Genomic DNA, 26375 nt, shown 5'->3' with positions numbered 1-26375 from the left:
AATATTTTATTATTGTTCTTATTCAGGCTGGGTTATCTGAAGATTTGAGATTGTACTCGTTTGTCCTTCAGCAATTAAACCCCATTTGTTTTTGTCTCTTCCATAAATGCGGTTGGTAAGTGCTACTTTTCCGTCAATATAAACTACTACAACACTTCCTTCAGCAATTATTTCAATAGTGTATTTTGTATTGATTTGAAAAGCAAATGGCAAGCGTGTCATTTCCTGTGAAGCCGAATTATAACCGTTTATTTTAGCATTAGCAATATCTAAAACTACTTTATAATAGCTTCCTGTATCATTTGTATGAAAAACAAATCCGGTTGTTCCGCTAGCTTTCGCTAAAGTGACTTCGGCTTTTATTTTGACTTTCTTTCCAACGCTTTTAAAAGTAACCATTGCTTTTTCTGCCTCTCCTGATAAAGAATAAGTTCCATTATTGGCTGTCGCATTTGATGAAATAGCATCTACTTCTGCAGTAGCATTCTTTTTCGAAAATAAATCCTTAACCGATTTCGGCGATTGCGTTCCTAAAGTTCCATCTGAATTTTGAACCAATTCATGAATAACCATATTTCCCGCCCAATCCTTGTTTCCTAAATCATTCTCAGGCGTTTTTCTCGCATTCCATCCAAAAACATATCTTTTATTCCCGTCAGAAGCTGTTTTTCCAGCATAAAAATATTCTCCGTCAATTCTGTCATTTTCCGGTTTTGTCCACGGACCGTTTATAGATGATGAAATTCTGTAGTGCGTTCCTTTGTTGCCACTCCAATTCTCAGAAAAAATCAAATACCAATTGCTTCCCATTTTGAAAATATCCGCACATTCCATCATCAGATAATTATCTTCAGGCGTTGTGGTATAAATTGGAGCTTGAACATCCCATTTTCCTGATGCAGGATCTGCGCTTGTAAAATGCAGCAAAACAGCTTTTCTTCCCGGTTCTGTCTGCGTACTTACCAGCATTGAATATTTTTTCAATTCATCATTATAAAACACATTCGGATCTCTGAAATCATAGTTGTAATATCCCGCCGGAGCTGTAATCTTAAAAGACGGAACTTTTGTCCATTTTTTCAAATCGCTGCTGGTTGCACATAAAACACTTTCTCTTGCATTCGACTGGACAAAAGCCGGATTTTCATTGTGCCCTGTATAATAAAAGTAATAAACATTACCCACTTTGAGAACCGATCCTGTACCTATTGCAAAATCTGGTTCCAAAGTTGTACCATACGGAATGGTTTGGCCTTCATAGGTAAAGTGCGATAAATCTGTGCTCTGGTATTCATGAATATCGTGAAATCCTTTTCCAGCAGGTTTATTCTGTGCGTCATGCAAAAAATAAATATGAAATTTTCCGTTGTCGAAAAAAGGCATAATATCTCCCGTATAACCCGCGCTGTAATACGGATCGGTTGTGCCCATCCATTGCGCTGGCGGAACAGGAAAAACACTTGTAATTTCAGAATTTCCTCCTGAAATAGAACCTCCAATATAATTTTCATCCTGACTGCAAGAAACAAGTGAAAAGAAAATAAAGGCAATTGTGATTATATTTCTATATTTCATTTTAATTAAATTCAAAGTGGATTATTTTGCTGCTAAATAATTGATACTGTTTTGTGTCAACAGTTTGATGTTTGTGATAAACTCATTTGCCTGACTTGGCACTCCGCTACTATTCGTTTCATTGTACCAATCGTAAGCTCCCATAGAAATAACAATTACATTTTTATTTGTACTTGTATTTGGAAATTCTGCAATGGTAACCCTTCCGTTAAGTTCATTATCCCACGCTTCACTTGCCAGATTGGTTCCTCCAGTCTGGTTTCTCCAGCCTTCTCCATTATTGTATCCGCCCCATTCCGGTAAAAACCACCATGCCGTATGGTTTAATCTGAAAGTGCCACTTTGCAGTAAATTGGCTTTTCCGGCTTCAAAAGTGATTAAACCTTGAAATATTGGATGATCTTCATGACCAACGAATGACATTCCCCATGAATTTCCGTCTACAAAACCGTTTGGAAGAAAATCTCCAAAAACATTATTCGGTCCTTTTCCTGACGGAACAATTCCTAAAGCATCGACATATTGTGAAGCAAAAGAAGTCAAAAGCAAGTTTCCTCCATTTGTTCTGAAATTTTTCAATGCATTAGTAACGTTAGGATTATAAGCCACAGAAGGTAAATTTGTAGCCGAATCAAAATGCCACCAAATCACATCAATATCACTTAAATCGGCACCGTTTTGAATACTTTCAAAAGAAATGTATTTCGCTCCCGGGAAATTATCAAACAACCAGTTTGAAGCCGTAACTTCATCCATATTTGTAATTCCTGATCTTGTAGCCGCAGTTCCTAAAAATGCCACAGTTAATCCTGTAACTGGAACTCCAACATTTGCTGTATAATTAACACTTTTCCCGTTTGATGTTATTACAAAAGTAACTGCATTTGTAAAATCAACTGTTGCTCCTGAAGCAGGTGAAATCGTAACACCAGCAGTTGTTTCAATTACTGGTTTTAGCGCTGTCAAATCTGTATTTTCAGGAAGCGTCATATTAATGGTTTTACTAATGTCGTTTACAGTTGCTGCAACGCCATTAATTGTAAAACTCTTAATTGGACTCAAAACGGTTGTGGTTACCGTATAATCTTTATATAAATTACCATTAACCACTCTAAATTTTACCGGATTTGTAAAATTCATCGCCGAATTTAATTCCGGGTTTGATGTTGCGCCTTCTACAAAAACAACTTCCGGTTTTATAGCAGTTATATCTGATCCATAAGGCATTACAACAGTAATTTTTCCTGTTGCCTGATCAATGTTCCCTGAAACTCCGTTTAACTTGAATGAAAGCACATTGGATGGCGAACTCACATCAAATCCGCCAGTTTCAAAACCATTTTCGCAGGCAGTAATCATAAAAATCATCGCCAATGCTATAGACACTTTGGTCCAATATTTATTTAAAGCTTTTTTCATATTGCTGATTCTTTAAAGATTAATAACCTGGATTTTGTTTGTACAATCCCTGACTGAAATTAATTTGCTTCAATGGAATTGGACAATATTCTTCTTTATGTGCATCAAAAAAGGCATCCTGATAATAGGTACGTTTTGTTTTTTCTTTTGCGTAAAAATCATTCATGACCTGATCTGTAATTCCCCAGCGAACAAGGTCAAAGAATCGGCTTCCTTCCATGGCCAATTCCAAACGACGTTCCCAACGAAGAGCTTTACGGGCAAAATCCTGTGTCCAGTTGCAATTGCTTCCGTCAACATAAGTACTAATTTTGAAATTGCTTACATACGGAAGTCTTCCTGTACTCTGCGCCGCTCTTTTTCTGATTTCATTAATCAACGGCAAAGCTTCAGATTGTCTTCCTAATTCAATCAAAGCTTCGGCACGCATCAAAATCACATCGGCATAACGAATCTGAATTCTGTTTTTAGAATTTCCGTAAAACGGATCAATATTTACAACGCAGCTACAGTTTGGAGCAACGTTTTCTTTTAATGAAGCATAATATCCGTAAGTTCCAGGCGATCTTACCCAAGCTTCAACATACAGAAATTCAGGATCGTATTTATACGGCAATCCAGGCATCGCTACGGTATGATACAATCTTGGATCAACTGTATTGGCATCTATATTTTTATAATCAAAATCTTCATTGTTGTATGTATCAAACTCAGGCAAACCATTTGCTCCGGTTTTAAAAGCATTCACTAGGTTTTGACTAGGTTTATGAAAATCACAACAGCCCAAACCTTGCGGTGTAGAAAGAACGTCTGAAAAATTCAATCTTCCATAAAGCGTTCCGTCATTATCTGAAAACTGAATCGAGAAAATAGATTCCGGCCCGTTTTCATAAGTTCCCGGTAAAAAGTTGTTGGCAAAATCTGGTTCTAAAGACGCTTTTCCAATTACTTTATCCGTTGCTGCAATTACTTCTTGTAAATGTTGCTGATTGATTCCTGTAACTTTAAATGTTTCATCCTGCGTATACGCCTGATACAATCTTGTTTTTGCCAAATATGCATAAGCTGCTTTTTTATTGGCGCGTCCAACTTCTGGTTGCGTATCTGGCAAGTTATCGGCTGCTGCCTGAAAATCTTCAGCGATTTTACTCCAAAGATCTTCGTTTGAAAGCGCTTTGTTTGAAATCGTTTTATAATCTTCAACCGGAATATCTTCGGTAATATAAGGTACATTTCTGAACATGATTTTCAGCATGAAGTAAAAATGTCCTCTCAAAAAACGCATTTCAGCCATTCGTGTTTTCTTCAACGGATAATCGGCTTCTGAGATTTGTTCCAAAGCTTTCAATGCTTTATTGGCTCTCGAAACACCAACATAACTGATGTACCAGAAACTATCCAATTCGCCAAAATCTGGACGGATATTATTTGAAACTTCGAAAAAGTGAAAATCCTGAATATCGTTTGTACCGCTTCCTCCTTTGTAAGCGTCATCGGAACGAACATTTCCAAACGGCCACAAACTGTAAGGAGAATCATAATGGTCATTTCCTAACTGTGCATAAGCCGCATTCATAAATCCTTCAACATTCTCAGGCGTAACAATATCTTTTTCTGACAACACGCCACGTGGATCATTCTCTAAAAAATCAGAACAGGAAGCAAAGAAACCCAACACTGCAAATCCTGCTATATATAGTATTTTTTTCATTTTTAAATCTTTTATTATAAAGTAAAATTAAGACCAGCAGTAAAAGTTGTTGGTTGCGGATATCCAAAACCTGCATTTTCAGGATCTACTCCCGTGAAGCTTTTCGCATCAAGAATCAATAGATTCTGACCACTGATATAAAACCTGAAACTTTCCATGCTTAATTTTTTCAGTAAATCTTTTGGTAGACTGTAGCCAAACTGTAAAACTCTAAGTTTAAGGTAACTTCCGTTTTCTACATAATAAGTCGAGAATCTTGACTCCGCATTTCTATCTACTGTTGTCAATGCCGGAATAGTTGAATTTGGATTATCCAAAGACCAAGCATTCAGCAGACGAGTTCCTTTATTTGATCCAACATCATCGACACTCCAGAAATCAGTTTGATACTTTGTGTTATTGATGACATCAACATCTGTCGCACCTTCCCAAAAGGTAGTGAAATCAAAGTTTTTATAAGACAAATTCAAATTGATGCCGTACAGCAATCCTGGGTTTGGGTTTCCAATCCATGTGCGGTCTTTGTCTGTAATTACGCCATCTCCATTTAAGTCTTTATAGCGAATTCTACCAAGTCCTTTTCCTTCCTGAATTGGCGAATTATCAACCTGATCCTGACTTGTAAACAATCCATCAGTAACATATCCGTACATCGAATTAATTGGTCGTCCTAAAATATTATCATCCAGTCCGTTTCCTCCATAATTGTTTTTTACTTCATCCGGCAGTTTTGTGATTTTATTTTTGTTTGCTGAAATGTTTCCTGAAATATCATATTTCAATCCAAATGAAGTTTCGTCATGATACCCCAAAGAAAATTCCCAACCTTTATTTTCCATCGAAGCTCCGTTTACCCAACGATTTCCACCTTCTCCTATAACTCCTAAATACGGTGGCAATACCAAAATATCATCTGTTTTTTTGATATAATAATCTACAGAACCGCTTAGTTTTTGCTTGAATAAACCAAAGTCCAAACCAACGTTGGTCTGTGTCGTAGTTTCCCATTTTAAATCATCATTTCCTGACTGCGTTGCGATAAAACCAGACGGAAGCAATCCGTTTCCGTTTCCTGCAATATCATAAGCCGTTCCAAAAGAAGTTGCCCAAGTCGGGCTTCCGCCTGCGTAACTTGCCAGATATAACGAGTAAACCGCTGTATTACTGATTTCCTGATTACCCGTTTGCCCCCATCCTGCTCTTAATTTTAAATCAGAAATAGCAGTTATTTTATCTTTTATGAAACTCTCATTACTGATTCTCCATCCTGCAGAAACTGCTGGAAATGTCCCAAACTGATTGTTTTTACCAAAACGAGAAGAACCATCACGGCGAATAGTAGCCGAAACTAGATAACGATTATCAAACTCGTAATCTGCTTTTCCAAAATACGAAAGCAAAGAATATACGGTCGAAGTTCCACTGGTAAAAGATTCTCCTGTTCCTGCATCCGGATACATATAATCCGGCGTTTCGATCAAAAAGTCATTTTTACGCAACGTGTTTGTATCATAAGTATCTTTATACATCTCCGTTCCCGCCATCAAATTCAGATTGCTTTTTCCAAAATTTAAGCTATAAATTGCTGTATTCGTCCAAGTCCATTTGTCACTGATTGACTGATCAATTGTAACAGAAGTCTGATCATTTTGGAGATAACCCGATTTGTAGCTTCTTTGTAACGTGCGTTTTTTATAAAAACCATAATCCATTCCGAAACTGGTTTTGATGTGCAGGTTTTTAATGATTTCCAAATCCGCGTAAGCGTTACCAAAAAGGCGCAAATAATCGTATTTGTTGTCTTTATTATATTCTAAAAGACGAACCGGATTTTGTCTGTCGTTCATTCCCCCAACAGGTCCTCCCCAACCTATTCCATCTACAGTGTGTACTGGAATAATTGGTAAAGCTCTAAGTGCAGGATCTAAAACACCTGGATCAGTAACTTCGTTTGTACGGTTTAAACTGAAATTTTCGCCAATAACTAATTTTCCGTCAAAGTACTTGTATGAACTATTCATTCTGGCAGAAATTCTTTCGAAATCAGTCGTTTTTACCACCCCTTCATTTCCGTAATATCCTAAAGAGAAAACATAATTCCCTTTCTCAGAAGCATTTGAAACCGATAAATCATAAGAATTGGCAACTCCAGTTTGAGAAATCGCATCGTACCAATCGGTATTTGAAGCTTTTAGCGTTTGCTGAGCATCTAAATATTCCGGAACCAAAACTTTGTTCAATTGCGGTTTATTGTTGTTTACTGACCAGTCAAACTGATAACGCAAATTGTTATTATTCGGATTCAATCCGTCGTTAATATTTGCCTGCCAAAGTGCCTGTCCAAACTGGTTTGCATTTAGCACATCCAACTTTCTTGAATAATCAGAAAATGAGGCATACGTACTGAAATTGATTCTCATTTTACCTTCTTTTCCCTTTTTGGTTGTAATGATAATTACACCGTTTGAAGCTCTAGAACCGTAAATACTTGCTGAAGAAGCATCTTTTAAAACCTGAATGGTTTCGATATCATTCGGATTCAATTCATGCATGCCGGATTTTGTTGGCATTCCGTCGATTACATAAAGCGGATCTGTATTGTTCAAAGTTCCAACACCGCGAATCACCACTTTTGTATTTCCTCCGCTTGGCGAGCCATCAGACGACACTTTTACTCCGGCAATTCTTCCCTGCAAAGCTTTGATTGGGTTTGGCTCCGGCTGTTTCATAACGTCTTTCATGTTTACAACGGCAACTGCTCCTGTGATATCCGTTTTCTTTTGTTTAGAATATCCTGTTACCACAACTTCATTCAGTTGATTGTTATCGACTTTCAGCGTTATGTTGATTGTTTTTTGCCCTTTAACTGAAATGGATTGCGGACTGTAACCTACAAAAGAAACTACAAGTACAGCATCTGAAGCAACGCTGGGAAAGGAAAAATTCCCGTCAAAATCGGTAACCGAACTGATATTGGTTCCCGAAATCATTACTGTGGCACCTGGAAGCGGCATTCCGTCATCAGATGAAACTACCGTTCCTTTTATTCCGTTTTCCTGTGCCATCATGATGAGCATTGGAAAAAAGAAAAATAGAAAATAAAAAATCTTATTTCTCATAAATTTTGGTTTGGTTAAGGTTATTTTAATAGTTAGTGATGTTTTACTGCCATTCCCTAGCAGTTTTTTTATTTTGCAAATAGATGCAACGAGCCTGAAAGAGATTATCCTTCTAACGGTTGTACGATTTGTTTTTGGATTGAATTAGAAAAATTCTATTCGATTTTCTTATTGCTTTTTATTAATGTCCAATACTTGAATAATCCCATTTTTTAGTTCTATTTTCTGCTTTGAAGAAATAGTAAGGGCTGAAAATGGTTTGTTCAGGAAAAAGATCTCCGTCATCACTTTCTCGCCATTGTTATAAAAAATTTCAATTGAAGTTTTATCCAGAATAATTTTAAAAGCGACATTTTTTTGGCTTCCTTTCAAAAATGCTTTGCTTACTGGTGTCGCAAACTTATCCGAGAAATCAATTTTTCCCGCTTTAGAACGATCAACAAATAAATAATTTTCTTTATTGTTTAGACCAAAACTTAAAGATTCTCCATTTGCATTTGAAAGTGTAAAAGTATAATCGTCCTGCTTCAGGTTTTTTAAATCCAGACTAATAACGGCTTTTGTTAAATCTGCTTTTCCGCTTTCGATTACTTTTAAAGTTCCTTTTCCGTTCAAACTTTGCACTTTAAGAGTTTTAGCAACATAATTATTTAATTCTCTTACTGGTTTACTCTCCAAGTTATAGTGGTTTCCTTTTTTTACCAATTGCAGTTCGCGCGGAATTGTGGTGCTGCTTCTCCAAGTCGTTGTTGGAACCTGCTGTGCATATTCCCAGTTTGACATCCATCCGATAAATAATCTTCTTCCGTCTGAAGATGGAATATTATTCCATGTCACTCCTGCATAATTATCTTTTCCATAATCTGCCCAAACTGCTTTTTCGTTTTGTACTCTTTCAGCAAAACCGGCGTCCATAGTAAATGTTTTTCCATCAAAATGGCCAACAAAATATTGAACTCCGGAACCTCCATTTGGCCCGCCGGGATTCAGATTTACTATTAAAACCCATTTGGTTTCCTTTGTTCCTTCCACTTTTATTTCGAAGAAATCAGGACATTCCCAAACGCCGCCATGAGCACCGATATTTTTTCCGAATTCAGATGCAAATTCCCAATTTTTCAGATTTGACGATTTGTAAAACTGTATTCGATCCTGTGCAGCCAAAGCCATGATCCATTGTTTGTGTGTCTTGTCCCAGGATACTTTTGGATCTCTAAAATCTCTAATTCCAGGGTTTTTCACAACAGGATTTCCTTCCTCAAATTTCTGCCATGTAAAACCATTATCGTTAGAAAAAGCAATATCCTGCTGTTCCACATCCATTTTACCTGCTTTTTCCTTTGTCATATCATGCAACGTATAAATGGCAACAATCGGAGCTGTTTTTCCTGTTCCTAAGCCAGATGTGTTTTCCGTATCGACAACAGCACTTCCTGAAAATATATATTTGTCCTTATTTGGGTAAAGCGCAATTGGCTGTTCTTCCCATTTAATTAAATCTTTAGAAATCGCATGTCCCCAATGCATTGGTCCCCATGTGTTTCCATCAGGATAATGCTGGTAAAACAAATGATAATATCCGTTGGCAAAGAACATTCCATTAGGATCGTTCATCCAGCCTTTTTTTGGTGTAAAATGAAAATGTGGGCGATACATTTGTTCTTCCGCTGTGTTCGATACAGTTGTGGCAACAGTTTGTGCAATTGCAGAAGACGGTTTTAATCCTATTATCGACAGTAAGGCAGCACTATAAAGAGCTAACGGCAGATGTTTCTTTGATTTCATTTTTGTGGTTGTTTTTGTTAGTTAGTGTTTCGCTTAAAGCTTCTAAAGAGAGTCCTTTTGTTTCCGGCATTAAAAACATAACAAATAATAATTGCAATACCATCATCAATGTAAAAATAAGGAATACAACTTCGGGGCCGATTTCTGAGAACAACATCGGAATTAAAGACGGAATAATAGCTGCCAAAACCCAATGTACGGAACTTCCAAACGCTTGTCCGGATGCGCGAATATGATTTGGGAATATTTCGGAAATAAAAACCCAAATTACAGCGCCCTGACCAATTGCATGTGAAGCAATAAAAAGGAAAAGAAAAATAGGAACCGATAAACCTCCCCAATTGTAATAAAAAGAAGCCGATACTAATCCGAGTGAGATAATATATCCAACAGAACCAATGTACATTAACAACTTTCTTCCTAATTTGTCGATTAATGCTACACCAATTAAGGTGAAAATAAGATTTGTAACTCCAATTCCGATACTGCTTAACAACGCTGTATTCTGCCCCAATCCGGCTTCTTCAAAAATTCTTGGCGCATAATATAGAAATGCATTAATTCCCGAAAACTGATTGAAAAAGGCAATTAAGAAAGCCAGAATTAAAGGGAAACGATATTTCTTCATGAAAATGTTTTCGTGTTTGGCAACACCGTTTTCACGGGAATCGTCTATTAAGTCAGCAATATTTGCAGACGGATCAATCGTATATAAAACTTTACAAGCTTCTTCGTCACGGTTTTTAGACAAAAGCCATCTTGGACTTTCGGGAATTGTCAAAATAAAAAGAATATAAATTAGAGAAGGAATTGCCTGAACGCCAATCATCCATCTCCAGGCATTTTCGCCAATATCTTTTAGAAGGTAATTAGATATAAAAGCAATTAAAATTCCTAATACAATATTAAACTGATACAAGGCTACCAATCTTCCGCGTTTGTCTGCCGGAGCAATTTCTGATACGTAAGCCGGAGCAGCAATAGTAGAAGCACCAACTCCTAAACCACCAATAAATCTAAAGGCAGCAAAAACAAACGGATCATTAGCGAAAGCGGCACCAATTGCCGAAGCGAAATATAAAATTCCAATCCAGAACAACGTTTTTTTACGTCCTATTTTATTAGTTGGGATTCCTCCAAAGATTGCACCAACTACAGTTCCCCATAATGCCATTGCCATAACAACTGAACCATGAAAGGCATCTGATGAGTGCCACAGAAGCTGTAATTGTTTATCAGCTCCAGAAATAACTACGGTATCAAAACCGAAAAGAAAACCTGCCAACGCAGCAGTAACAGACCAAATCAATATCTTATTCATTGTACATGTATTAAAAACTTGTTGCTAAGATATCTGCAAAAAAAACAACTTATTTTTAATGATGTTACAATTTATTTCTATAAATATTGATAGTTTAGCATTTTAAACCCAAAACCTTTATTTACAAGGTTTTACGCAAATTAAAAAACTTTTACGAAAACCATGTAGTTTCAATTATGTTACATAACCTTCAAAATTGATACTTTAAATGAAACAATTTTAAAGACAAATTAGCTTGACGTTTTATATTCTTTAGGAGAAATTCCAAATTTATTCTTAAAGGCTGTAGAAAAATAGTTTGGAGAAGAGAAACCTAATGAGTATGCAATTTCAGAAATATTCATCTCATTTGACTTCAAAAGTTCTGCGGCTTTCTCTAATTTGACATTATTAATATGATCGCTAATATTAATTCCAATAATTGCTTTCACCTTTCGATACAGCTGAACTCTCGAAACGCCCAATTTGTCCGCCAAATCTTCAACTGAAAACTTTGGATTTTCGACATTCTTTTTAATAATGTCATTCATTTTGGTAATAAATGATTGTTCCTGATTTCCAAACTTAGATTCAGGTTCAACTCTGTAAATATTATTGGTGTAATAATAACGTAGTTTTTCTCTGTTGAAAAGCAAACTCGATAGCGATTGTTTTAGAATTGAAAGACTAAAAGGTTTTGTTAAATATTGATCTACTCCACTCTGCAAACCTTTTAAAACCGATTCTTTATTGCTTTGAGCCGTTAGAATTATAATAGGAATATGTGAAGAACGAAGATCTTTCTTTAGTTCTTTGCTAATTTCGTAACCATCTTTATCTACTAAATTAATATCACAGATAATAATGTCTGGAATAATTTCTAAAGCCTTTTCAATCGCATCGCTTCCGTCCGAATTATAAACTACATATTCATTTGACAGTTTGGCTTTCAAAAAGTTAACCAGATCTACATTGTCTTCTATAATTAATAGCGAATGTTTTTCAGCATCAGAAATTGGGTTTGATTTTTTTAAATCGGCTTCTATGTTTAAATTATCGGTTATTAAACTTGGAATACTGGTTAGGTTTTCCACTTTGTGAGTAATTTGTGCTGGTTGCAAATGACTGCTTCCTTTTAATAAGGTAATCACAAATTCACTGCCTTGTTTTGATTTCAATTCAATCGTTCCCTGATGCAAAAGCACAAACTCTTTTGAGAGATGAAGCCCAATTCCTGAACTATTCTTATTGTTATTTGAAGCCCTGAAAAAGGGATCAAAAACATTTGAAAGTTCATCATCAGGAATTCCAATTCCGGAATCTTTAAAATGTATCTTGACTGTATTATCCTGATTTTCGACAATTGAAATACTAATTTTACCATTGTCTGGGGTAAATTTAAAGGCATTTGACAATAAATTGAAATACACTTTATCCATTAAACCGCGATCAATAAACAGCTCCAGATTTTTGTTTTTACAAACCAATTGAAAATCAATATTTCTTCGGGCCGCTTCGCCTTTAAAGTTTGCCATGACTTCATTTGTGAAATCGTAAATCTTTGTATTGGAAGCTCTCAGCGTAAACTTTTGCTCTTCAATTTTCCTAAAATCCAGTAATTGATTGATCAATCGAAGCAATCTGTTTGAGTTCTTGTGAATCAGTTTTACTTCATCTATCAATGCGGTACCTTTAATTTTCTCATTTTCGATTAACGATTCCACATAACTCATTATTAGAGTAATAGGCGTTTTAAATTCATGCGAAAGTCCGGTGAAAAAATTCAGTTTTGCTTCATTGCTTTTAGCTGCGATCTGAGCCATTTCCTGAATTTCATTATTCTGGTCAATTACCGTTTGATTGATTCTTTCCAGTTGTTTTTTCTTTTTTGAAATCGAAATTGTAGAATAAATACTGTAAATCGTTAAGCTCAAAATAATTACAAGAAAAAAGCTAAGCAATCTTACCAAATTATTCTGCGAAGCATATTCTCTTTCCTGTACTTTGATTGCTCCTTGCTGCGATTCGATAACCAACTGTTGCTGATCGACTTTATCCATTTGGTTTTCGATAATTTCAGCATTGTTCTTATCAATAACAATCGTATTCAGAATGTTGTTTCTCGAAATTGACTCCTTGTTGTACATTTTTAGTGCCAGCTTCAGCGCTTCATTTCCTCCGGTTGGATATAAAATCGTTCCATCAAGAACGCCACTTTTCACCAATTCAATTCCTCCATTTACGGAGTTCAGGGCATCCACGCCAATAAACTTGATTTTCTTTTCAAGCCCGAGGGTTTTGGCAGTTTCCCAGGCACTCAAAGCCATTCTGTCATTATGAGCGAAAATATATTCAATATTTGGATTTTGCAGCAGAATTGCCTTCAAAGGCGCCTTAACCGATTCTTTTTCCCAGTCGCCCTGAATGGTGTTTACAATCTTAAAACGCTTATTCTCGTTGATAATCTGATTGAAACCAAGTGTTCTTTCATAAGCTGGAGATGATCCGCTGGCACCTGTGATTTCTATAATATTACCGTAACCTTTACTGTGCGAGATAATGTAACGACCAGCGATTCGGCCAATTTCAATATTATCGGCTCCCAGATAAGCCGTATAACTTTCCCCTTCAATTTTTCGATCGACAACAAGAACAGGAATTCCCGCTTTTATCGATTTTTCTACAACTGCCGTTAAAGGTTTGGACTGGATTGGCGATACAATAATAACATCCACTTTATTCGAAATAAAACGCTCGATATCTTCGATTTGTTTCGCAACGTTATTATTGGCGTCTTTGATTGTTAAATCTACTTCAGGATGCAAGGAAGCTTCAATTTTTATTGAACTATTCATTTGCTTGCGCCAATCATCGGTCGTCATCGCCTGTGAGAAACCAACTCTAATTTTGTCACCCTGTTTTTGTTTACAGGAGATTAAACTTAAAGATGCTAAAAAGAGCATCAAAATATATTTTACAAATTGATACATGAATTTTGGGTTTTGTAAATAAAAAATAAGCACTTAAAATGCATTCTTAAATCGCGTTTGTCTAAATAATTAGGAAGGATTATTTTTTAAAAGACAAGGAGAAAAGCTGTATGGTTTAAAAAGTAAAATTAAACTTTTATTTCATGTACACAAATGAGCAAACGATATATCCGGTGTAATATAATAAAAATACTAATATTCATTTAATCAATTTAGAATCAAATAAATTTTCCCATGAATCCCCGACGAGACATCTAAACCAAATTTATAAAACCAGATGAAAGACAGACACTATATATAGTTAGCCAATCTCTTCAAATCATTCAAAAAAGATATTGAAATTTGTCCTGTCCCTGTCACTCTTGAAATACGTTAAAACGAAAGTTTCAGCTTTTTTTTGATTGCTTCAATTATTTAACCAATTTCAACCCACAAATAATACTAGGCGGTTTACAGACCCCGTTAAGTTAATTACTCAGGATTCAAACCTTTGTTTCACACAGTAAACACTAAGATCAAAAACGTGCTCCTAATCATATTTTAACAGACCTTACAATAAAATTCTTCTCAAATTAATTAGCCACCTAAAAATAATAACATAAAATCATTGTCTATTAAATTTAATATCGTAATATTGCAATATAAATATAAACCAATGGGAGCAACAAAAACAGATCACTTCACAGAAAGCCAGAACGAGCTGGCTATTTTGGCCAAAGCGTTGGGTCATCCTGCGCGTATTGCTATTATAGAATATTTATTAAAAGTAGATGCCTGCATCTGCGGAGATATTGTAAACGAACTTCCACTCTCGCAACCTACAGTTTCGCAGCATCTTAAAGAATTAAAAAATGCAGGTTTAATAAAAGGAAGTATCGAAGGAAATTCAATTTGCTATTGCATCAACGAACCTGGACTCGAAAAGATAAAAGGATTCTTTGAGCATATATCAAATCATCTTGCCAAAAAAAGAAACGAATGCTGCTAATTTAAGAGATATGGAAATAAGAAATCTTTTAACCGAAGACTGGGATCAAGTAAAAAAAATATATCAACAAGGAATGGATACTGGCAATGCCACTTTTCAAACCAACGCACCATCATGGGAAGATTGGGATCAGTCACATCTTAAGTCTTGCCGAATTGTAATGGAAGAAGATCGTAAAATAATCGGATGGGCTGCCCTTACCCCTATTTCTTCACGCTGCGTTTATGCAGGAGTTGCAGAAGTAAGCGTATATGTCGATCTTGCACATTCAGGAAAAGGAATCGGACTTGCCCTTTTAAATGAACTTGTCCGACAGAGCGAAAAAGAAGGAATATGGACACTTCAGGCAGGGATTTTTCCGGAGAATACTGCAAGTCTTCGCATCCATGAAAAAGCAGGCTTCAGCATACTGGGAATAAGGGAAAAAATTGGAAAACAAAATGGCATCTGGAGAGATACTGCACTTCTTGAAAGAAGAAGCTCTATTATTATTTAATAAAAATATAGTTTAACTAAATATAAAAACATCATGAAACTTTCAGAAATTAAAGAACTGCTTAAAACAGTTGAGGCTGTGAATTTTGAGTTGCCAGATGGCACATTTGTACCAGAATATTTTCATGTAACGGAAGTAGGCTTGATTACCAAAAACTTCATTGACTGCGGTGGAACAGTAAGAAAAGAAACTGTTGTAAACTTCCAGCTTTGGGATGCCAATGATTATGAGCATAGGCTTAAACCTCAGAAACTGATTCATATAATTGAACTTTCAGAAAAAGTATTAGGAATTGAAGATCATGAAATTGAGGTAGAATACCAAAATACTACAATCGGTAAATACGATTTAGATTTTAATGGCAAAAACTTCACTTTACTCAACAAAAAGACGGCCTGTCTTGCTCAGGAACAATGCGGTATTCCTTCTGATAAACCAAAAGTCAAATTATCACAATTACATGCTGATAATGCCAATTCTTGCACTCCAGGCGGAGGCTGTTGCTAATTCAAACACTTATGAGTAGAAAAGAACATTGGGAAAACGTTTTTTCCACTAAAAAAGAAAATGAAGTAAGCTGGTATCAAGTAAATCCTGAAACGTCTGTAAAAGCTATTCTAAAAGCTAATTTGCCAAAAAATGCAAAAATTATCGATATTGGAGGAGGCGACAGCTATCTGATTGATAAATTGATTGATTTAGGATATACCAATCTTTATCTTTTGGATATTTCTGAAAATGCCATCAATCGAATCAAAAATCGTCTGAAAGAGAAATCTCAGCATGTAACATTTATTGTTTCGGACATTTTAGAGTTTATTGCTGATGAATCATTTGATTTTTGGCACGACCGAGCTTCATTTCATTTCTTAACTTCCAAGGAAGAAATAGAAAAATACAAGGCAATTGCCGAAAAATATACAAATGCAAATGCCAATCTTTTTCTGGGAACTTTTTCAGAATCTGGCCCCTTGAAATGCAGTGGGCTCGAAATAACACAATATTCTGAATCAAAACTAGATAAGATTTTTTCTAATACTTTTCTCAAAATGGAATGCTTCACCGAAAATCATCAAACTCCTTTCGAAACAGTACAAAATTTTATTTTTTGCCATTTTAAAAAGAAATAACAATGTATGCAGATTTAACAAAAACAATTGAATCTTTGCCATTTGAATTCTTGTCTGAAGACAGAAAACAAATATTGTTGCCCCTTATTGAATTTATTCAAGCCAGAACAATTAAGCAACAGGAAGTACGACTTAACTTTATTTGTACCCATAATTCTAGAAGAAGCCATTTGTCGCAGATTTGGGCACAGACTGCCGCTGCCTATTATGATATAAAAAATGTCACATGCTATTCTGGGGGAACCGAGGCCACTGCTCTTTTTCCGATGGTAGCCCAAACTTTAGGCGATTCAGGATTTAAGATCAAAACGCTTTCAGAAGGGGCAAATCCTGTTTATTCAATAAAATATTCAGCCAATGAACTTCCCATTATCGGTTTTTCTAAAACCTATGATGATGATTTCAATCCAGAAAGTGGATTTGCCGCAATAATGACCTGTTCGCAAGCAGATGGCGGATGCCCTTTTATAGCAGGTGCCGAAAAAAGAATCCCGATCACTTTTGAGGATCCAAAAATTTCTGACGGAACTCCTCAGCAGAATGAAACTTATCTGGAGCGCAGCCTGCAGATAGGAACTGAAATGTTTTACGTATTCTCACAAATTTAAAAATAAAATGTCAGCAACTAATTGTGCGCCAGCCATAGGACGTAAAAAATTAAGCTTCCTAGACCGCTTCTTAACCCTTTGGATTTTCCTTGCTATGGCAATAGGCGTTGCAACAGGACACTTTATTCCTTCAAGCGCAGACCTCATCAATTCTTTTTCCAGCGGAACAACAAACGTTCCATTGGCTATAGGACTTATCCTGATGATGTATCCGCCGCTGGCAAAAGTAAAGTATGAGCATATGGGACAAGTTTTTAAAAACACTAAAGTCTTAGGCGCCTCGTTGTTCTTGAACTGGATTATAGGTCCTGTCTTGATGTTTTTATTGGCTCTCCTCTTTCTAAACGGATATCCCGAGTATATGATCGGGGTAATCCTAATTGGTCTGGCGCGCTGTATAGCTATGGTTGTCGTATGGAACGATCTGGCAGACGGAAACCGCGAATATGCTGCAGGACTTATTGCTCTTAACAGTATTTTTCAGGTGCTGCTTTACAGCGTATATGCATACATCTTTATAACCATCCTCCCTCCCTATTTTGGATATGATGGTTTCGAGATAAACATCAGCATTGCGCAGATTGCCGAGAGTGTGGGTATCTATTTAGGTATTCCTTTCGCTCTTGGAATCATAAGCCGTTATAGTTTTATAGCTTTAAAAGGTTCTGAATGGTTTGAAACTAAATATGTGCCGTTTATTTCGCCAATTACCCTTATTTCACTGCTTTTTACAATAATCGTAATGTTCAGCCTGAAAGGGGAACTAATTGTTCAGATTCCGATGGACATTGTACATATTGCAATACCTCTTATGATTTATTTTACTTTGATGTTTGTCATCAGCTTTTTCACTGGGAAATATTTTGGGGCTGACTATTCAAAAGCGACCTCTATTGCATTTACTGCAACAGGGAATAATTTCGAGCTAGCTATTGCGGTGGCAATTGGCGTATTTGGTATAAACAGTGGGCAGGCTTTTGCAGGTGTAATAGGTCCTTTAGTGGAAGTGCCGGCTCTTATTGCATTGGTTAACCTTGCATTTTGGTTTAGAAAAAAATATTATTCAAACTGAGCTTTAAAATAATTTTTCCGTTATTTTTTCTCTTTATCGAAATATAGATAATTTAAAGCTTATACAAATCAGGATGGTCTGCAACTTTTTAGAACACTACTGCCACTGCTTAGAACTTGGTTTAAAGGATTATTTTTTTGCTGATTTACCTCTAAAAAGGAAACCTAAAACAAATACATGCAATATAAATTTCCGAATAACTTTTTTTTAAGCGAAAGTTATAATATTATTTCGGTAAAAATGAGCCTCGAATCAATTCTGGTATCCACATACAAAAATTCTCTCTTTTCAGCCATTAAGACGAGTAGATTCTAAAATCTTCTATTGCAGTTCTCGAAAGTCCTTTTACCTTCCCTTATTTTGAGTTTCTAAGTTCTAATTCCTTTTGCATTTCTCTGCACAACATTTCATTATTCTTCGAATTTCTAATTATTATATATGCAATTATTAAGGGAAAGAAAGTAAAAAAAACGAAACCTTTTTGGACAACGCTGTAAATGGCAATTCCAATTGTAAATCCAATAATTAAAGCGTCAACTATTTTATTGTTCTTTATTGTTTTTACTTTTTGCAAAAGTTCTTGGTCACTTAATTCTGTAAAGCACTCAGGTTTCATAGCTGAAATTTTATTATTACTGTTAGATTTATTACATAAACTCAATACGCTACAAATTTTCAAAAAAAGATAAAGGAAATTTAAGCAGATATAAATTAGCTACTACTTATTCGATATTCGTAAAGATCTCTTATAAATTCGTTATAATAGCTCGCTTCTAGAATTACATCTTTAACCAATTAAAGATTTTCAACATTATCTCTGTTTAAGTTTTCCTTGTAATCAACAATTAAAACAAAAGCACAACAAACTTAAAACCAGTATATTAACTCTATAAAAAAGGGGGATTTTCCCCTTTTTTGGTACATATGCATTTATCTAATTTAGTCGAATCTTAAAAGCCCCGGTTAGAAGCGTATTTTCTACTACATTCTTTGCCCTATAAATCTTATCTCTTAAAATAAATTTCATTTAATACTTATAATAAATTTTATCAAAAGATGATTTTTGAAGTAATACAAATAATTACAGAACAAGTAAACAGCTATCTCGAAGAAATTGGGTTAGAGAAATCTGTTGTTCCCGAAAATATTGCTTTTTTAGAATCACACAATGATGATATTACTGACGCGTTAAAAAATGCCGTGGCTCTAACGATAATCAATTTAGATGAAGAAGCAACTTTAAAAAACTTCCCAAATCATACAATTGAAAATACCAAAACAATTTATAAAAATAGTGTCGTCAATTTAAATCTCTTTATACTTTTTAGCGCCAACAGAGACAAATATGTGAATTCGCTCAAGGACATTTCAAAAATTATTGAGTTTTTCCAAGGGAAAAAACTTTTTACCCAAGCCAATACTATTTTTAATAGAAACAGCAGCGCCATGAGCAATGTAGACAATTTTAGATTTACGGTTGAACTCTACACTCCCACTTTTGAAGAATTAAATTATATCTGGGGAACACTTGGCGGAAAACAGCTTCCGTCGGCTTTATACAAAGTCAGCATGATCCAAATTGAACGCAACATTGCGCAAGCAGAAGGACAGCTTATTGGTGAATTTACAGGAATAACGAAAAAGAAAGAACAGTCATGAGTTATTCTTCTACATATGGTTTGCTGTTTCAAGTGACGATTCTTCATAATTATTTTTTGAATAATGGAGAAGAGACTTTTGCAAGCATGACAGATGATAAAAAAGAGAAAATGCTACAGCAATTTAGTGCCGATGCATTTATAACAGTAACGCCAACTTTAGATACCAACATTGTACTTAAAAACTACAAAATGGTATTTAAAAAAACCAAAACAGGTTTCGGAGTATATGTGAAAGTGAAAGATGAATCAGACCCTTTTATTAAAGTCCCTGCCGATTTGAACCTAAAGTTTTTAATTAATATTAATGATTATCAATTTGAAAATTATACTAATCTTGATTTTGCTCTTACTCAAGCATATCTTTTCAGTAATGTAAAACCGTTGACTGAACCCGTTTCATTTAAATATCTTCCAAAAATAAACGACAACAAACTGATTTCAAATGCCTATTTAGTGTCTGAAAAAACTACTGCCGACTTACTTTCAACACTGCAGCCTTCAGAACAGCAAAATGTCTTTGGAATTATTTCGCTTACCGCTAAAGGCGACAACAGCTCGGAAGATATCATAGACAATTCGGATAAAATGTTAAGCCCAAACTTTAAAATTCATTTTGATAACCGAAAAACGTTTTGGCGATACATCAACCGTAAATTAAAAACCGAAATTAAAACCAAAACCGCAAAACCATTAACGCGATCTGGTTTTGTGGAAATAGACCCTGTTAACGATTTGGATCCTTCACAACCTGCAGAAAGTCAATATCCAAATCCGTCTGTAAAATCAATAACAAAAATCGATAGTGATTACTATTCAGAAATATTTATTTAATAATTAAAAAACAAATCAATTATGGCAACAACTTACAAAACGCCTGGAGTATATGTTGAGGAAATCGTAAAGTTCCCTCCTTCTGTTGCCCAGGTAGAGACAGCGATTCCGTGTTTTATTGGCTATACTGAAAAAGCCACGAATAAGATTAATGGAGATTTGAAATTAAAACCGACAAGAATAACATCTCTTTTAGAATATGAGCGTTTTTTTGGCTTTGCAAAACCAGAGACAACAATTAGCGTAACCATTAATGATGTTTCAACTGAAAATGGAGACACAAGATCTATTGTTGTAGATCAGCCAACTGCAAAACAGCCTTTTTTGATGTATTATTCATTGCAGCTGTTCTTTGCAAATGGCGGTGGTCCTTGCTACATTATTTCGGTTGGGCGTTATGGAAATGATTTAGATGAAGAAGACACTCCAGTTACATCAATCAATAGCATTGCTAAATTGGCTGAAGGACTGACAGAATTAGAAAAAGTAGACGAACCAACTTTAATTCTTTTTCCAGATGCAACGCAAGTAAGCGGAATAGATAAAGCTAATTTCTACGGATTATATAATAGCGCATTAATGCAATGCCAAAATCTTCAGGATAGATTTACCATAATAGATACTTTAAGTTATGATGAATCTAGCCCAACAGATCCAAATATAGATGATTTAAGAGGTGTAATAAGTGCCGAAAAAGACACTGTTAAATATGGCGCTGCTTACTATCCTCACTTAGAAACCATCTTGGACTATGCATTTGACAGCAGTAAAATTATATTAAAACATTACTCCTTTACGGCAAATGCATATGATCAAATTGCTGTGGGACTAGAATCAATTGAAAATGTAACGACAGGAATTGATGCAACTGTAGCCAAATTGGTCGATGTTACTGCCATTGCACCTATTAATATTTCTGGACAAATAAGCGATTTATTTTTACAGATGTACAGTAATGATGCAACTGGTTTTGATTTAGGAGGAACTTTCATTAGCAACCCTGCCAAAAAAACTGCTTTCATGACTAAGCTAAATGATTTGCTTACTTCTTTAGAAACGTTATCTCTTTTAAGAAATTCGCTAAACGACGAAGCTAATGCAGCTATCAGTACAATATCTGATGAAGATGCAGTTATTGCAAATAACATTACAAGTGCTCTGACCGCATTTAATGCAAATTTTACCGCTCCAAATAAAATTGACTCTGTATATAAAAACTTAAAAACATTAAAGAAAAAAATACAGGACGAAAACGCTCCAACAAAAATGCTTAAAATTATATCAACTGATGCTGTAAGTTTTGATAAGGAATTAAAAAAACTGGTAGACTATACCGATTTGAATACTCAAACCGATATTACTTTAGTTACAAATAATTTTTCAGACATTAAAGCAAACCTGCTTACCCTTTTAAATGCTATCAAATCTGTGAGTGGAAAAGATGTAAACAATGGAGCATTAAACGGAAGAAAATTAAGCACTTTAGAAACTATCGATAATGTGACTTTCAACAAAATCCTCACTGAAATTTACAACTTACCAATAACTCTTCCGCCAAGCTCTGCTATTGCTGGGGTTTATGCAAGAGTTGACAGAGACAGAGGCGTTTGGAAAGCTCCTGCAAATGTAAGTTTGAACTATGTTATAAAACCAACAGTTAAAATAACTAATACCATTCAGGACAACTTAAATGTTGATACTGTTGGTGGTAAATCTATAAATGCTATCAGAACATTTACCGGCAAGGGAACCTTGGTTTGGGGGTCAAGAACCTTAGCCGGTAACGATAGTGAATGGCGTTATGTACCCGTTCGCCGCTTCTTTAATATGGCTGAAGAATCGATTAAAAAAGCAACTGAACAGTTTGTTTTTGAACCTAACGATGCCAATACTTGGATAAGAGTGAGAGCTATGATTGAGAATTTCTTAATTCTTCAATGGAGAGCTGGAGCTTTGGCTGGAGCAAAACCAGAACAAGCATTTTACGTAAGAATCGGTCTGGGTCAAACCATGTCTGCAATGGATATTTTAGACGGTAAAATGATTATCGAAATTGGTATGGCAGTAGTCCGTCCAGCTGAGTTCATCATTCTTCGTTTCTCACACAAAATGCAGGAATCTTAATTAAAACATCATTAAAAAATATAAATCATGAGTTATCCGTTATCAAAGTTTCATTTCTCAGTTGACTGGGGTGGAACAAAAATAGGCTTTACAGAAGTTTCCGGATTAGATGTAGAAACTGAAGTTATTGAGTACCGCCAGGGCGCTAGTCCAGAGTACAGTAAAATCAAGATGCCTGGCATGCAAAAGTTCTCTAACATTACGATGAAAAGAGGCACTTTTAAAAGCGACAATGAATACTACGCTTGGTGGAATACGGTAAAACTGAACACCATCGAAAGAAGAGATATTACCATCAAATTGCTTAACGAAGAACACGAACCAGTGATTACTTGGAAAGTAAAAAATGCATGGCCAACAAAAGTGCAGTCAACTGATTTAAAAGCTGATGGAAACGAAGTAGCCATCGAATCTATTGAATTGGTTCACGAAGGTTTATCTATTCAAAATGACTAATCATGGCTAATTATTATCCACCCGTAGGTTTTCATTTTCTGGTTGAATTTGACCAACTAGGCACAAAAGAAAAAGACCATCAATTTCAGTCGGTATCAGGGCTTTCTGTAGATCTTGAGACAGAAGAATTTGTTGAGGGTGGAGAAAACAGATTCAAACACAAACTTCCTGTAAAAACCAAATATCCCAATTTGGTATTAAAAAGAGGAATTCTTATTGATTCTGATGTAATTGAATGGTGCAGAAAAGCAATTGAAAACTTCGAATTTAAGCCCGTTGATTTAACCGTAAAACTCTTGAATCAAGATCACGAACCGTTAATGCACTGGAAAGTGGTACATGCTTATCCAGTAAAATGGGCTGTTGAAGATTTCAGTGCTTTAGAAAGCAAAATTGTTGTTGAAAGCTTTGAGCTTGCTTATAATCATTTCACCCTTCATAAAAAATAATTTAGCCATGCCAATTGAAATCAAAGAGCTTCACATTAAAATAAATGTGAACGAAAGTCCAAGTTCGGGTGCAAAACCAGCTTCACCATCTTCTTCTTCTACAGAAAAAGATAATGTAGCTGAATGTGTCGAGCAAGTAATGAAGATCATTGAACGAAAAAAAGAACGCTGATATGACAACTGGTGAATTAAAAAAACTGAAGATTATTGCCTATAGCGATCCGCAATTCAATAGTCCCATTTCGGATATTGAAGAGTTCGTTACTTTGATGAATCCTGAGAAATATACTTTTCATTACAAAATCGAGCAAGATACGACTCAAGCCGCTGGAACGAGCAGTCCTGCGCCAAGGTTTACAGCGATTGCTCCAGAGGAATTAGAATTGGATTTTGTTTTTGATCGAACTGGAGTTATTGCCGGCAAAGAAAGCACTGAAAATGGTGTTATTGAAGACATTGAGCATTTTAGAAAAGTAATTTTAGAATATAACGGTACAGAACATAAGCCAAATTATTTAAAAATTGCTTGGGGAAGCCTGCTGTTTAAAGGATCTCTCACCGAAATGACCATTGAATACAAACTTTTCAGGCCAGACGGAACGCCAATTAGAGCTATTGCAAAAGGAAAATTCAAAGGAGTTGTGGAAGATGAGTTAAGAGCCAAACAGCAGAACAATCAATCTCCTGATTTAACACACACTAGAACTGTAAAAGCGGGAGATACGCTTCCGCTAATGTCTTTTAAAATCTACGGCGATTCAAAATATTATCTCGAAGTAGCAAGAGCCAACAAGCTCATCAATTTCAGAAAATTAAAAATTGGTCAAAAAATATTTTTCCCTCCACTGCAAAAACAACAATAGATGAACAATAGTGACGTCATACAAACCAGTAAAAGTGCCGATTTAGTAACGCACAAATTGCTCATTGAGGGAACTGAGCTGTCTGGCGTTTACCAAGTAATGAGCATTGTAGTGCATAATGAGGTAAACAGAATACCTATGGCGCAGATTATTTTGACTGATGGAGATGCCGCTTCAAGAGATTTTAAATTAAGTAATGAAGATTTGCTTATTCCAGGTAAAAAGATAGAAATCAAAGCGGGTTATCACAGTGACGAAGAAACTATTTACAAGGGAATAGTGGTAAAACATTCCATAAAAATAAAAGACAATTCGTCCCTATTGATTGTAGAATGTAAAGATGAAGCCGTAAAAATGACCATTGGAAGAAAGAGTAAATATTTTTATGATGTAAAAGACAGTGATGCTTTTGAAGATATTATTGGCACTTACGGCTTGCAAAAAGATGTAGAAAGTACAAATTATAGCCACAAAGAATTAGTGCAGTACAATACTTCTGACTGGGATTTTATTGTCTCACGTGCACAGGCTAATGGAAAATTATGTTTTGTTGAAAATGGCAAAATCTCTGTAAAAAAACCAGATTTGGCTTCAGAATCAGTTGAAACAGTTGCTTTTGGCGCCACAATGCTCGATTTTGATGCCGAAATTGATGCTCGAAATCAGTTTGCTAAAGTTTCATCTTACAGCTGGAATGCATCCAATCAGGAATTATTAGAAATTGAAGCCAAAGATCCGAGTGTAAGTCTAAACGGAAATTTATCTGCTTCTGATTTATCTGATATCGTAAAATTGGAAAACTTAGAATTGCGTCATGGCGGTCATGTTACTGATACCGAATTGCAAGATTGGGCCGATGCAAAACTATTATTTCAGCAGCTGTCAAAAGTTCGCGGAAGAGTAAAATTTCAAGGTATTCCCGCTGTTAAACCCAATACCATTATTACACTTGAAGGTGTTGGAGATCGCTTTAATGGCAAAGCATACGTTACTGGAGTTTTCCATGAAATAGCAAATGGTAACTGGACTGTAAATGTGCAGTTTGGATTAAATCCTGAATGGTTTTCTGAAACGTATGATGTCAATACGCCATCGGCTTCTGGAATAATTCCGTCCATAAAAGGACTTCATATTGGTATTGTAACACAGCTTCAAGACGATCCTGATGGCGAGGACAGAATTTTGGTCAAAATCCCAATCATCAATAACGAAGAACAGGGCATTTGGTGCAGAGTCGCAGCTCTAGACGCAGGTGATAACAGAGGCACATTTTTTAGGCCAGAAATTGAAGACGAGGTGATTATTGGCTTCATCAATGAAGATCCCAATGATGCTATTGTTTTAGGAATGCTCCACAGCAGTGCAAAACCTGCTCCGCTAAAAGCATCAGACGATAACCATCAAAAAGGGATTTTTACAAGAAGTGAAATGAAAGTGCTCTTTGACGATGAGAAAAAATCAATAGCTATTGAAACTCCGGCAGGAAAAAAAATAACGCTAGATGAAGACAAAGGATCTATAGTGGTTGAAGACGAAAATTCAAATGTGATTACAATTGACAGCGCAGGAATAAAAATGGAAAGCGCAGGCGATATTTCAATAAAAGCAACAGGAGATGTAAAAATTGAAGGCACCAATGTAAACTTAAAAGCAACTGCCCAATTTAAAGCCGAAGGAAATGCTGGAGCAGAAATGTCATCGGCTGCAGTAGCGATTGTAAAAGGCAGCATTGTTCAGATTAACTAACTCATTATCTGAACTATATTACCAAAAACTTAAACAAAAGGTTAACTATAAA

22 protein-coding genes are annotated in these 26375 nt (G+C 35.6%); 14 read left to right on the top strand and 8 right to left on the bottom strand.

The window, feature by feature from the left end:
* Nucleotides 1-18 precede the first annotated feature (18 nt).
* From ACNRYB_RS15065 to ACNRYB_RS15035, 7 genes are all read right to left on the bottom strand, one after another.
* Nucleotides 19-1575: a glycoside hydrolase domain-containing protein gene (locus ACNRYB_RS15065; RefSeq protein WP_473727765.1), complete on the bottom strand. Its 1557-nt coding sequence runs from the start codon at nt 1573-1575 to the stop codon at nt 19-21.
* 21 nt (nt 1576-1596) lie between these two features.
* Nucleotides 1597-2994: a DUF4960 domain-containing protein gene (locus ACNRYB_RS15060; RefSeq protein ID WP_473727764.1), complete on the bottom strand. Its 1398-nt coding sequence runs from the start codon at nt 2992-2994 to the stop codon at nt 1597-1599.
* Between the two features lie 19 nt (nt 2995-3013).
* A complete protein-coding gene (locus tag ACNRYB_RS15055; protein WP_395441033.1) occupies nt 3014-4705 on the bottom strand; it encodes a RagB/SusD family nutrient uptake outer membrane protein in 1692 nt (563 codons plus the stop codon).
* Between the two features lie 14 nt (nt 4706-4719).
* Nucleotides 4720-7824, bottom strand: a complete 3105-nt coding sequence (locus ACNRYB_RS15050; protein WP_473727763.1) for a SusC/RagA family TonB-linked outer membrane protein — start codon at nt 7822-7824, stop codon at nt 4720-4722.
* A 168-nt stretch (nt 7825-7992) separates the two neighbouring features.
* Nucleotides 7993-9609, bottom strand: a complete 1617-nt coding sequence (locus ACNRYB_RS15045) for a glycoside hydrolase family 32 protein (protein WP_473727762.1) — start codon at nt 9607-9609, stop codon at nt 7993-7995.
* Nucleotides 9572-10930 carry a sugar porter family MFS transporter gene (locus ACNRYB_RS15040; RefSeq protein ID WP_129747630.1) on the bottom strand — a complete coding sequence of 453 codons (1359 nt, stop codon included), beginning with the start codon at nt 10928-10930 and terminating at the stop codon, nt 9572-9574. Before ACNRYB_RS15040 ends, ACNRYB_RS15045 begins: the two co-directional genes overlap by 38 nt.
* Before the next feature lie 230 nt (nt 10931-11160).
* Nucleotides 11161-13899 (bottom strand): substrate-binding domain-containing protein, encoded by a 2739-nt coding sequence (locus ACNRYB_RS15035; RefSeq protein ID WP_473727761.1) that lies wholly within the window; start codon nt 13897-13899, stop codon nt 11161-11163.
* Between the two features lie 655 nt (nt 13900-14554).
* On the opposite strand from ACNRYB_RS15035, the gene ACNRYB_RS15030 reads away from it, so the two are divergent.
* Genes ACNRYB_RS15030 through arsB form a run of 6 tightly spaced genes read left to right on the top strand, consistent with a single transcriptional unit; the run spans nt 14555 to nt 18193 of the window.
* Entirely contained in the window at nt 14555-14887 is a 333-nt protein-coding gene (locus ACNRYB_RS15030; protein WP_129747628.1) for an ArsR/SmtB family transcription factor, read from the top strand.
* Nucleotides 14888-14897: 10 nt separating this feature from the next.
* Nucleotides 14898-15383, top strand: coding sequence for a GNAT family N-acetyltransferase (locus tag ACNRYB_RS15025; protein WP_473727760.1), 486 nt, complete (start codon nt 14898-14900; stop codon nt 15381-15383).
* Between the two features lie 33 nt (nt 15384-15416).
* On the top strand, nt 15417-15890 hold the full coding sequence (locus ACNRYB_RS15020) for a DUF6428 family protein (protein ID WP_343706310.1): 474 nt from the start codon (nt 15417-15419) through the stop codon (nt 15888-15890).
* Nucleotides 15891-15901: 11 nt separating this feature from the next.
* Nucleotides 15902-16513 (top strand): class I SAM-dependent methyltransferase, encoded by a 612-nt coding sequence (locus ACNRYB_RS15015; protein WP_473727759.1) that lies wholly within the window; start codon nt 15902-15904, stop codon nt 16511-16513.
* 2 nt (nt 16514-16515) lie between these two features.
* Nucleotides 16516-17121, top strand: coding sequence for an arsenate-mycothiol transferase ArsC (locus ACNRYB_RS15010; protein ID WP_129747624.1), 606 nt, complete (start codon nt 16516-16518; stop codon nt 17119-17121).
* Nucleotides 17122-17128: 7 nt separating this feature from the next.
* A complete protein-coding gene (arsB, locus tag ACNRYB_RS15005) occupies nt 17129-18193 on the top strand; it encodes an ACR3 family arsenite efflux transporter (protein ID WP_129747623.1) in 1065 nt (354 codons plus the stop codon).
* Between the two features lie 355 nt (nt 18194-18548).
* Here the strand turns inward: arsB and ACNRYB_RS15000 are convergent, their stop codons facing one another.
* Nucleotides 18549-18809, bottom strand: a complete 261-nt coding sequence (locus tag ACNRYB_RS15000; protein ID WP_129747606.1) for an FUSC family protein — start codon at nt 18807-18809, stop codon at nt 18549-18551.
* A 440-nt stretch (nt 18810-19249) separates the two neighbouring features.
* Between ACNRYB_RS15000 and ACNRYB_RS14995 the strand changes: the two genes are divergently transcribed.
* Genes ACNRYB_RS14995 through vgrG form a run of 8 tightly spaced genes read left to right on the top strand, consistent with a single transcriptional unit; the run spans nt 19250 to nt 26323 of the window.
* Nucleotides 19250-19852: a Pvc16 family protein gene (locus tag ACNRYB_RS14995; RefSeq protein ID WP_129747604.1), complete on the top strand. Its 603-nt coding sequence runs from the start codon at nt 19250-19252 to the stop codon at nt 19850-19852.
* Nucleotides 19849-20685 (top strand): hypothetical protein, encoded by an 837-nt coding sequence (locus tag ACNRYB_RS14990; protein WP_129747602.1) that lies wholly within the window; start codon nt 19849-19851, stop codon nt 20683-20685. Before ACNRYB_RS14995 ends, ACNRYB_RS14990 begins: the two co-directional genes overlap by 4 nt.
* 21 nt (nt 20686-20706) lie before the next feature.
* Nucleotides 20707-22809, top strand: a complete 2103-nt coding sequence (locus tag ACNRYB_RS14985) for a phage tail sheath family protein (protein ID WP_473727758.1) — start codon at nt 20707-20709, stop codon at nt 22807-22809.
* 27 nt (nt 22810-22836) lie between these two features.
* A complete protein-coding gene (locus tag ACNRYB_RS14980; protein ID WP_008463601.1) occupies nt 22837-23265 on the top strand; it encodes a phage tail protein in 429 nt (142 codons plus the stop codon).
* A 2-nt stretch (nt 23266-23267) separates the two neighbouring features.
* Nucleotides 23268-23714 carry a phage tail protein gene (locus tag ACNRYB_RS14975; protein ID WP_066034800.1) on the top strand — a complete coding sequence of 149 codons (447 nt, stop codon included), beginning with the start codon at nt 23268-23270 and terminating at the stop codon, nt 23712-23714.
* A gap of 7 nt (nt 23715-23721) precedes the next feature.
* Complete coding sequence (locus tag ACNRYB_RS14970; RefSeq protein ID WP_202393912.1) at nt 23722-23886, top strand: DUF5908 family protein; 165 nt, start codon at nt 23722-23724, stop codon at nt 23884-23886.
* Between the two features lies 1 nt (nt 23887).
* On the top strand, nt 23888-24577 hold the full coding sequence (locus tag ACNRYB_RS14965) for a CIS tube protein (RefSeq protein WP_066034801.1): 690 nt from the start codon (nt 23888-23890) through the stop codon (nt 24575-24577).
* A complete protein-coding gene (gene vgrG, locus ACNRYB_RS14960; protein WP_473727757.1) occupies nt 24578-26323 on the top strand; it encodes a type VI secretion system tip protein VgrG in 1746 nt (581 codons plus the stop codon).
* The last annotated feature ends 52 nt before the right edge of the window (nt 26324-26375 follow it).

It is taken from the genome of Flavobacterium sp. CR10 (assembly GCF_055814415.1).
The sequence above is the reverse complement of the archived record's forward strand: the minus strand, read 5'-3'. Positions and strand labels throughout refer to the sequence as shown.

Coding starts and splice junctions, on each gene's coding strand:
- ACNRYB_RS15065 (WP_473727765.1), bottom strand. CDS start 1,575: ATGAAATATAGAAATATAATCACAATTGCCTTTATTTTCTTTTCACTT.
- ACNRYB_RS15060 (WP_473727764.1), bottom strand. CDS start 2,994: ATGAAAAAAGCTTTAAATAAATATTGGACCAAAGTGTCTATAGCATTG.
- ACNRYB_RS15055 (WP_395441033.1), bottom strand. CDS start 4,705: ATGAAAAAAATACTATATATAGCAGGATTTGCAGTGTTGGGTTTCTTT.
- ACNRYB_RS15050 (WP_473727763.1), bottom strand. CDS start 7,824: ATGAGAAATAAGATTTTTTATTTTCTATTTTTCTTTTTTCCAATGCTC.
- ACNRYB_RS15045 (WP_473727762.1), bottom strand. CDS start 9,609: ATGAAATCAAAGAAACATCTGCCGTTAGCTCTTTATAGTGCTGCCTTA.
- ACNRYB_RS15040 (WP_129747630.1), bottom strand. CDS start 10,930: ATGAATAAGATATTGATTTGGTCTGTTACTGCTGCGTTGGCAGGTTTT.
- ACNRYB_RS15035 (WP_473727761.1), bottom strand. CDS start 13,899: ATGTATCAATTTGTAAAATATATTTTGATGCTCTTTTTAGCATCTTTA.
- ACNRYB_RS15030 (WP_129747628.1), top strand. CDS start 14,555: ATGGGAGCAACAAAAACAGATCACTTCACAGAAAGCCAGAACGAGCTG.
- ACNRYB_RS15025 (WP_473727760.1), top strand. CDS start 14,898: ATGGAAATAAGAAATCTTTTAACCGAAGACTGGGATCAAGTAAAAAAA.
- ACNRYB_RS15020 (WP_343706310.1), top strand. CDS start 15,417: ATGAAACTTTCAGAAATTAAAGAACTGCTTAAAACAGTTGAGGCTGTG.
- ACNRYB_RS15015 (WP_473727759.1), top strand. CDS start 15,902: ATGAGTAGAAAAGAACATTGGGAAAACGTTTTTTCCACTAAAAAAGAA.
- ACNRYB_RS15010 (WP_129747624.1), top strand. CDS start 16,516: ATGTATGCAGATTTAACAAAAACAATTGAATCTTTGCCATTTGAATTC.
- arsB (WP_129747623.1), top strand. CDS start 17,129: ATGTCAGCAACTAATTGTGCGCCAGCCATAGGACGTAAAAAATTAAGC.
- ACNRYB_RS15000 (WP_129747606.1), bottom strand. CDS start 18,809: ATGAAACCTGAGTGCTTTACAGAATTAAGTGACCAAGAACTTTTGCAA.
- ACNRYB_RS14995 (WP_129747604.1), top strand. CDS start 19,250: ATGATTTTTGAAGTAATACAAATAATTACAGAACAAGTAAACAGCTAT.
- ACNRYB_RS14990 (WP_129747602.1), top strand. CDS start 19,849: ATGAGTTATTCTTCTACATATGGTTTGCTGTTTCAAGTGACGATTCTT.
- ACNRYB_RS14985 (WP_473727758.1), top strand. CDS start 20,707: ATGGCAACAACTTACAAAACGCCTGGAGTATATGTTGAGGAAATCGTA.
- ACNRYB_RS14980 (WP_008463601.1), top strand. CDS start 22,837: ATGAGTTATCCGTTATCAAAGTTTCATTTCTCAGTTGACTGGGGTGGA.
- ACNRYB_RS14975 (WP_066034800.1), top strand. CDS start 23,268: ATGGCTAATTATTATCCACCCGTAGGTTTTCATTTTCTGGTTGAATTT.
- ACNRYB_RS14970 (WP_202393912.1), top strand. CDS start 23,722: ATGCCAATTGAAATCAAAGAGCTTCACATTAAAATAAATGTGAACGAA.
- ACNRYB_RS14965 (WP_066034801.1), top strand. CDS start 23,888: ATGACAACTGGTGAATTAAAAAAACTGAAGATTATTGCCTATAGCGAT.
- vgrG (WP_473727757.1), top strand. CDS start 24,578: ATGAACAATAGTGACGTCATACAAACCAGTAAAAGTGCCGATTTAGTA.